The 7,714-nt window shown below is 67.0% G+C and carries 7 protein-coding genes; 4 read left to right on the top strand and 3 right to left on the bottom strand.

Annotated features, from left to right (window positions below):
- The first annotated feature begins 111 nt into the window (after positions 1 to 111).
- Entirely contained in the window at positions 112 to 771 is a 660-nt protein-coding gene (locus CHU94_RS00075) for a DUF1345 domain-containing protein (RefSeq protein WP_094475495.1), read from the top strand.
- On the opposite strand, the gene CHU94_RS00070 is transcribed toward CHU94_RS00075, so the two are convergent.
- Genes CHU94_RS00070 through CHU94_RS00060 form a run of 3 tightly spaced genes read right to left on the bottom strand, consistent with a single transcriptional unit; the run spans position 743 to position 3,711 of the window.
- The gene (locus CHU94_RS00070; RefSeq protein ID WP_094475493.1) at positions 743 to 1,672 is read right to left on the bottom strand and encodes a DMT family transporter; all 930 of its coding nucleotides are present in this window, start codon (positions 1,670 to 1,672) and stop codon (positions 743 to 745) included. The genes CHU94_RS00075 and CHU94_RS00070 overlap by 29 nt on opposite strands.
- On the bottom strand, positions 1,669 to 2,163 hold the full coding sequence (locus CHU94_RS00065) for a methylated-DNA--[protein]-cysteine S-methyltransferase (protein ID WP_094475490.1): 495 nt from the start codon (positions 2,161 to 2,163) through the stop codon (positions 1,669 to 1,671). Before CHU94_RS00065 ends, CHU94_RS00070 begins: the two co-directional genes overlap by 4 nt.
- Before the next feature lie 42 nt (positions 2,164 to 2,205).
- Positions 2,206 to 3,711, bottom strand: coding sequence for an Ada metal-binding domain-containing protein (locus tag CHU94_RS00060; protein ID WP_094475488.1), 1,506 nt, complete (start codon positions 3,709 to 3,711; stop codon positions 2,206 to 2,208).
- 138 nt (positions 3,712 to 3,849) lie between these two features.
- On the opposite strand from CHU94_RS00060, the gene CHU94_RS00055 reads away from it, so the two are divergent.
- Genes CHU94_RS00055 through CHU94_RS00045 form a run of 3 tightly spaced genes read left to right on the top strand, consistent with a single transcriptional unit; the run spans position 3,850 to position 7,615 of the window.
- Positions 3,850 to 5,232 carry a phosphomannomutase/phosphoglucomutase gene (locus CHU94_RS00055; protein WP_094475486.1) on the top strand — a complete coding sequence of 461 codons (1,383 nt, stop codon included), beginning with the start codon at positions 3,850 to 3,852 and terminating at the stop codon, positions 5,230 to 5,232.
- Positions 5,229 to 6,299 carry a lipopolysaccharide heptosyltransferase I gene (gene waaC / locus CHU94_RS00050; RefSeq protein WP_094475484.1) on the top strand — a complete coding sequence of 357 codons (1,071 nt, stop codon included), beginning with the start codon at positions 5,229 to 5,231 and terminating at the stop codon, positions 6,297 to 6,299. The genes CHU94_RS00055 and waaC overlap by 4 nt, the downstream gene beginning before the upstream one ends.
- The gene (locus CHU94_RS00045) at positions 6,296 to 7,615 is read left to right on the top strand and encodes a 3-deoxy-D-manno-octulosonic acid transferase (RefSeq protein WP_094475482.1); all 1,320 of its coding nucleotides are present in this window, start codon (positions 6,296 to 6,298) and stop codon (positions 7,613 to 7,615) included. The genes waaC and CHU94_RS00045 overlap by 4 nt, the downstream gene beginning before the upstream one ends.
- Positions 7,616 to 7,714: the final 99 nt, after the last annotated feature.

Here is a 7,714-nt window from a genome sequence, read left to right as displayed (position 1 = left end):
GCCGGGGGTCGCGGGTTCGAGTCCCGTCCACTCCGCCAAATAAGAAGCCGCTGCATGCAAATGCAGCGGCTTTTTTCTTGTCCGCGTGTCTGAAGTTGCCACAATCGCCCCATGTACAAGCACTTCTCTGAAACCACGGGTCACCAGCGTCTGGTCTATGGCGCACTTGTGGGGGCCGTGGTGGCACTGCTGCCCGTGCCACTGACCCTGGCCTCCCGTGCCCTGCTGGGGTGGACGGCAGGCGCCAGTGTCTACCTAGTGCTGGCCTGGTGGCTGGCGGTGGAGTTCGACGCCGCGCGCACGCGTGCACGCGCGCAAGCCCAGGACCAGCCGGGCATGACCTTGTTCTTTCTCTTGCTGCTGTCGGTGTTTGCGAGTTTTGCGGCGATTGCGCTCATGTTGCAGCACGTCAAGGACTTGGCCGGTGCACAGCGCGTGGCGCATCTGGGCCTGTCGATGTCGGCGCTCGCGGCGTCGTGGCTGCTGATGCAGACCATCTTCGCCTTCCGCTACGCCCACCTCTATTACCAAGAGGAATTGCGTGGCCACGCGCATGGCGCGGGCCTGGACTTTCCGGGCAAGCAGGCGCCCGATTACTTTGACTTTCTTTATTACGCCCACGTGGTGGGCATGACATCGCAGGTGTCGGATGTGGTGGTCACCTCGCGCACCATGCGCCGCCTCACGCTGTTGCACAGCGTGACGGCGTTTGGCTTCAATATGCTGGTGCTAGCGCTCTCCATCAACGTGATGGCGGGCGCGATCCAATAAATCCGCTGGAAAGCGCGGTGCCCAAGAGGATGATGGGGCCGCAGACCAGCATCCATGCCGTCACCGTCTCGCCCAGCAACAGCACGCCATAGGCCACGCCAAATACCGGGATCGCATAGGTCACCGTCAACGCCTTGGCCGGGCCGCGCTTGTCGATCAGGCGGAAGAAGATCACATAGGCCACGCCGGTGCACAGCACGCCCAAAGCTAGCAGGGCCAGCCATGCCGAGCCACTGGCGGCTTGGTCGGGCCAGTACCACAGTGTGAAGGGCAGCAACGCCAGTGTGGCACCGATCTGGCTGCCCGTGGCCAGCACCATGGAGGGCACACCGGCCAGGTAGCGGCGCGTGAAGCTGGCCGCGACGCCATAGAAGAAGCAGGCGGCCAAGCAGGCCAGTACCGCCCAACCGGTAGCGCCGCCACCCGTGCCGGGCGTGAAGCTGGATTTGCTCCAGGCCAGCAGTGCCACGCCAAAGAATCCCACCAGCAGGCCCACGACGCGAAGACCTTGCGGGCGGTCCTTGAGCCAGATCCAGGCCACCAGTGCGCCAAACAGCGGCACCGTGGCGTTGATGATGGACGAGAGGCCGGTAGAAATGCTCAGCAGCGCAAACGACAGGCAGGCGAAGGGAATGGCTGAATTGATCACCCCCACAGCGAAGACCAGTTTCCAGTGCTGGCGCAGCGCCGCCATCCCGCCTTGGTACCAGAGCAGGGGCAGCAGGAACACGGCCGCGATGCCCACGCGCATGCCGGCCGTGGGCAGGGCGCCAAACTCCTTGGCACCCATGCGCATGAAGAGGAAAGACGAGCCCCAGATGGCGGCGAGCAGCACAAACTCCGTGACCCAGGCGGGCGCCGGTGCGGCAGGAGAGGATGGGACGGAAGCGGATGAGGTCAAAGAGGTCTTTCGAGTTGCAGCAGTGCGATTTTGCGGTCCAGCCCGCCCGCGTAGCCGGTGAGGGCACCATGGGCGCCCAGCACGCGGTGGCAGGGCACGATGACACTGATGGGGTTGCGCCCCACGGCCGCGCCCACGGCGCGCACGGCGGCAGGGTTCTGGATGTGCTGGCTGATGTGGCCATAGCTTACCGTGCTGCCGCTCGCAATCTGCTGCAGCTGCGCCCACACGGCTTGCTGGAAGGCGGTGCCACCCGAGAGATCCAGTGGCAGGTCGAAGTGCTGGCGCTGCCCGGCAAAGTATTCCAGCAACTGTTGGCCGGCGGCGCGCAGCAGCGGGTGCCCGGGATCTACAGGCCATTCGTCAAAAGACGGCTGGTGTTGCTGACCGTCAAACCATGCGCCTACCAGCGCCGCATCGGTGGCAGCCAGCGTCATGGGGCCCAGCGGAGTGGTCAGAGACGCGCGGACGGTGTGGGGTGAGAATTTCATAAAATAGGCCTCCAGACCTCATGGAATGTGCGCGAGCAGCTATCAATTCAGGAGTGACCAAGCGCGGACCGTGGCATAGCTGCGCCAGGGGCGCCAGACTTGTGAGGCCTGCTCCGCCGCGACGGCCGGGCGCGGCTGCTCACGCACGCCCAGGGCCTTGTGCAAAGCCACATCGCCGGCCGGAAACGCATCGGGCCAGTGCAGTGCACGCATGGCGATGTAGTTCGCCGTCCAGGCGCCAATGCCAGGCAGGGCCTGCAGGGCGGCCAGCGTGGCCGACACATCGGCACTGGGGTTGAGTGTGAGCTGACCGTCGGCCACTGCGGTGGCGATGGCGCGTAGGGCCTGCTGGCGCTGGCGCACGATGCCCAGACTGCCCAGGTCCTCGTCGCTGGCTTGGCGCAGCGCCTGCGGTGTGGGGAACAGGTGCGTGAGCCCGTCCAGCGGCGTCTCCAGCGGTGCGCCAAAGCGCTGCACCAGGCGCGCACCCAGGGTGCGCGCCGCCTGCACCGTGATCTGTTGGCCCAGCACGGCGCGCACGGCCAGCTCAAAGCCGTCCACCGTGCCCGGCACCCGCAGGCCTGCGCCGTTGGGAAAGCTGGCCTGCAGCACGGCATGGATGGCATGCGGGTCCGCGTCCAGGTCCAGCAGGCTGCGCATGCGCGCCATCACCAGCGGCAGTGCGCTGGCCAGTGATTCGCTGACCGTGATGCGCACCTCGCTCTGGGCAGGGGCAAATTGCAGCTGCACCCAGCCTTGCAGGGTGCGGCCGGCCCAGTCCAGCGCCAGTGTGCGCGACAGACGCAGCGTGTCCACATCCACCTGTTCCACGCCCGCCAGGCTGCGCAGTGCAAAGAAGCGCAGTAGCGCGGCCTCGTCCAGCGGCGGGCGGTAGGCCGCACGCAGTTGCAAACCGTGGCTACTGCTCCGGCCCGCCGCGCTTCGCAGCGCGCGCGGCTGCAGCCGGTACTGCGCGGCAAATACGGTGTTGAAACGTCGCACACTGGCAAAGCCGCTGAGCGCCGCAATCTGTGCAATGGGCAGCGCGGTGTCCGTGAGGAGTTGCTTGGCCGTAAGCAGGCGGCGTGTTTGCAGGTACTGCAGAGGCGAGACGCCCCACAGCGCCTCAAAGATGCGGCGCAAATGGCGCTCGCTCACGCCCAGACGTTCGGCCACCTGGCCCATGCTGGGTGAACCGTCGCTCCAGAGCTGGGGGGCGTCCAGCAGCTGTGCGGCCTGGCGCGCCAGGATGGCCGAGGCGTCCTGGGTGGACCAGGCCTGTGCGCCCAGCGCCTGCAGGCCGGAAGGCGCCAGCTCCGGGCGGCAGCGCATGCAGGGGCGAAAGCCCGCAGCCTCGGCCTGCGAGGCCAGCGCGAAGAAGCGGCAGTTCTCGGGCTTGGGCGTGCGCACCTTGCAGACCGGGCGGCAATAGATGCCGGTGCTGGTCACTCCGGTAAAGAACCGCCCGTCAAAGCGCGCGTCACGGGCCTTGAGGGCCAGATACTGGCCCGCATGGTCAGCGGCAGAGGGCGGGGACGGCGTGTGCATGGGCTGGATGATACGGAGCCATAGATCCTGAATGCGCCGTTTTCGGACATGTGGCTGGGGCAAAAACGCAGAGGCTGCCGCCTACAATGTGCCGCCACAGACCCTGGCATTCCTACAGGGCCACAGAGAGGACGTACCGTGCAGCTTTCCCCCAGTATTTTCAAAGCCTATGACATCCGTGGCGTCGTGCCCAGCACCCTGACCGAAGAGATTGCGCTGGGTCTGGGCCGGGCCTTTGGGACCGTGGCCATGGCCCAGGGCGAAACCACCGTGGCTGTAGGCCGCGATGGCCGCTTGAGCGGCCCCAGCCTGTCGGCTGCGCTGATCCGCGGCTTGCTGGAGGCGGGCGTGGCGGTGATCGATGTTGGCATGGTGACCACGCCCTTGCTCTACTTCGCGGCCCACACGCTGTGCCGCAGCGGTATCCAGGTCACGGGTAGCCACAACCCGCGCGATTACAACGGCTTCAAGATGGTGCTGGGCGGGCGTGCCATTTACGGCGCCGACATCCAGGCTTTGCGCACGCACATGGAGCAAGAAACCTGGGTGCTGCAGCCTGGCGGCTCCTGCCGCAGCGTGGACGTGCTGGCCGATTACACGGCGCACATTGTGGGTGACATCCGGCTGGCGCGGCCGCTGAAGATCGTGGTGGACAGCGGCAATGGTGTGGCCGGGGCGTCGGCACCGGCCATCCTGCGCGCCATCGGTTGCGAGGTGCAGGAGCTGTTCAGCACGGTCGATGGCAACTTCCCCAACCACCACCCGGACCCGAGCAAGCCCGAGAACCTGCGCGACCTGATTGCCGCCTTACAGGCCGGCGATGCCGAGCTGGGGCTGGCCTTTGACGGCGACGGCGATCGGCTGGGCATCGTCACGCGCGACGGACAGACCATTTACCCGGACCGCCAGATGATGCTGTTTGCGCAGGACGTGCTCTCGCGTGTGCCCGGCGGCACCATCGTGTTTGACGTGAAGTGTTCCCAACAGCTGGCCCCCGCCATTGCAGCCGCCGGTGGCAAGCCCCTGATGTACAAGACAGGGCACTCCCTGATCAAGGCCAAGATGCGCGAACTCGACGCCCCGTTGGGCGGCGAGATGAGTGGCCACATCTTCTTCAAGGAGCGCTGGTTCGGCTTTGACGACGGTACCTACGCGGGCTGCCGCCTGCTGGAAATCCTGAGCCGCTCGCCCGACATGGGCGCCGCGCTGCACGCGCTGCCCACCAGCTTCTCGACCCCCGAGCTCAATGTGGCGTGTGCCGAAGGGCAGCCGCATGCGCTGGTCGAGCAGTTGCTGGCGCTGGCCGACTTTGCGGCGCCGGCAGTCATTAACAACATTGACGGCCTGCGCGTCGATTGGCCCGATGGTTTTGGCCTGGTGCGCGCGTCCAACACCACACCCGTGCTGGTGCTGCGTTTTGAAGGGCATACCGAGGCAGCGCTGCAACGTATCGAGGCAGACATGCTGGCCTTGCTGCGCAGCGTCAAGCCCGATGCCACGTTTCAAGAGGCTGCGCATTGAGCCAGACCCCAGCGGTCCCGCGCATCCTGATCGTCAAGCTTTCCTCGCTGGGCGACGTGGTGCATGCCATGCCTGCCGTGCAAGACCTGCGCCTCGCCTATCCGCAGGCGCAGATCGATTGGGTGGTGGAGGCTGCGTTTGCGCCGCTGGTGGCGCGTTGCGAGGGCGTGCAGCAGGTCATTCCCTGCGCGCTGCGGCAGTGGCGCAAGGCCCCGTTCTCCGCCCGCACACGCAGCGAGTGGAGGGCCTTCAAGACCCGGCTGCAAGCGCAAGCGTACGACGCTGTCATCGACCTGCAGGGCCTGAGCAAATCGGCCCTGGTGTCCTGGCTGGCGCGCACCACGCCCGGCGGCAAGCGGTATGGATTGGCCAACCAGACCGAGGGCTCGGGCTTCGAGGCCCCGGCGCGCTGGGTGGCCGATGTGGCCATTGAGATTGAACCGCATGTGCATGCGGTGCAGCGTTCGCGCATTCTGTGTGCGGCAGGTCTGGGCTACGTGCTGCAAGGCCCGGCGCAATGGGGCCTGCGTCCCGGTGCGCTGGTCAGCGTGCAACCCGTCAAGCAGGGTGACAACCCCTTTGTGCCCAAGAAGGCCGTGGTGGCGCTGGTGCACGGTACCTCGCGGGCCGACAAGGAATGGCCGCAGTCTTCCTGGGTGGAATTGGGGCGGCGCCTCAACCACGCCGGCTTTGCGGTGGCGCTGCTGCATGGCAACGCGGCCGAGAAGGCGACCAGCGAAGCCATCGCCGCGCAGCTGCACGACGCCTGGGTCTGGCCCGCCATGGCTCTGGATGCCATGACCGACACCCTGGCCCACTGCGCTGGTGCGGTGGGGGTGGACAGTGGCGTGAGCCACATTGCCGTGGCACTGGACCTGCCGCATGTGCAGATCTACAACTTTGACACCGCCTGGCGCACCGGGCCCGAGGTGCTGGCAGGCACCGACGCGGCGACTGCGCCGCGCCTGCCGCTGCGACAGGTGAGCGTGTATGGCCAACCCCAGCCGACGGTGGATGCGGTGTGGGAGGCCTGGGACGGTCTGGCCACGCCGGTACTGTGCCAATGATGCGCTTTCTGTATTCCGCCGCCGTCTGGTTGGCCCAGCCCTTGGTGCGCCGTAAGCTGCGCCGCCGTGCCGCGGCCGAGCCTCTGTATGGTGAACACATCGCCGAACGGTTTGGGCATTACACCCAGCCTGCGCCTGCCCCGGGTGAGGGGCCATGCGTGTGGCTGCATGCGGTCTCGCTGGGCGAAACCCTGGCCGCCGCCACGCTGGTGACTGCCCTGCGCCAGCAACTGCCGGGCATGCGCCTCTTGCTCACCCACGGTACCGCCACCGGCCGCGCTGCGGGTGCACGCCTGCTACAGCCCGGTGATGTGCAGGTCTGGCAGCCCTGGGACACGATGGGTGCAGTGCGCCGCTTCCTGGCCCACTTTCAGCCGCAGATTGGCCTGCTGATGGAAACCGAGCTTTGGCCCAACCTGGTGGCCGAGAGCGCCCGTGCCGGCGTGCCGCTGTGCCTGGTGAATGCGCGCCTGAGCGAGAAAACCCTGCGCCGCTCCCGGCGCTGGGGGGCGCTGGCTCGCGACACCTATGCGGGCCTGCACGCAGCCTGGGCGCAGGGTGAGGCCGATGCCCAACGCCTGCGCCAGCTGGGCGCCCCGGTGCGTGGAGTGATGGGGAATTTCAAATTCGACATGGCGCCCAATGCCACGCAGCTCGCGCAGGGACGCGCCTGGCGCACGGCCAGCGCCCGTCCGGTGCTGATGTTCGCCAGCGCGCGCGAAGGCGAAGAGGCCATGTTGATCGAGGTTTTGAAGCGAAATAGGCCTCTAGCCCCGGTGGATTCTGCGCAAGAAGCTCCTGAAATCATAGCGGATGGCGTGCAGTGGCTGGTCGTGCCACGCCACCCGCAGCGCTTTGATGAGGTGGCCGCGCTATTCACCGCCGCTGGCTATACGGTGGCGCGCCGCAGCCAGTGGGGTGCCGACTGTCCGGTGGCCGCCGATGTGTGGCTGGGCGACTCGCTGGGCGAGATGGCGCTGTACTTTGGCCTGGCCCATGCGGCCCTGCTGGGCGGCAGCTTTGCGCCCTTGGGCGGGCAAAACCTGATCGAGGCCGCGGCCTGCGGGGTGCCCGTTTTCATGGGGCCGCACACCTACAACTTTGCCGAGCCGGCGCAGCTCGCTGCGCAGGCCGAGGCTGCCTTTGTATGTGCCGATCTGGCCGATGCGGTGGACCGTGGCACGGCCCTGTTGCAGCAGCCGCACCGTCTGGAGACGGCCCAACAGGCGGCCCTGGGTTTGGGCGCAGCCCACCGCGGCGCCGCGCAGCGCACGGCCCAGGCACTCGTCACGGTGCTGGCAAAAAAAAGGCCCTGAGCGCGCAAGCGTCAGGGCCCGATGCTGCCGCCCTAGCGGCGCAGTGCCGGCTCAGTTCGCCAACTGCCCATTGATAGGATTCAAGTCTTCCGCCACCAG

It is taken from the genome of Rhodoferax sp. TH121, from assembly GCF_002251855.1.
GTDB lineage: Bacteria > Pseudomonadota > Gammaproteobacteria > Burkholderiales > Burkholderiaceae_C > Allorhodoferax.
This window is presented reverse-complemented; position numbering and strand designations above follow the sequence as displayed.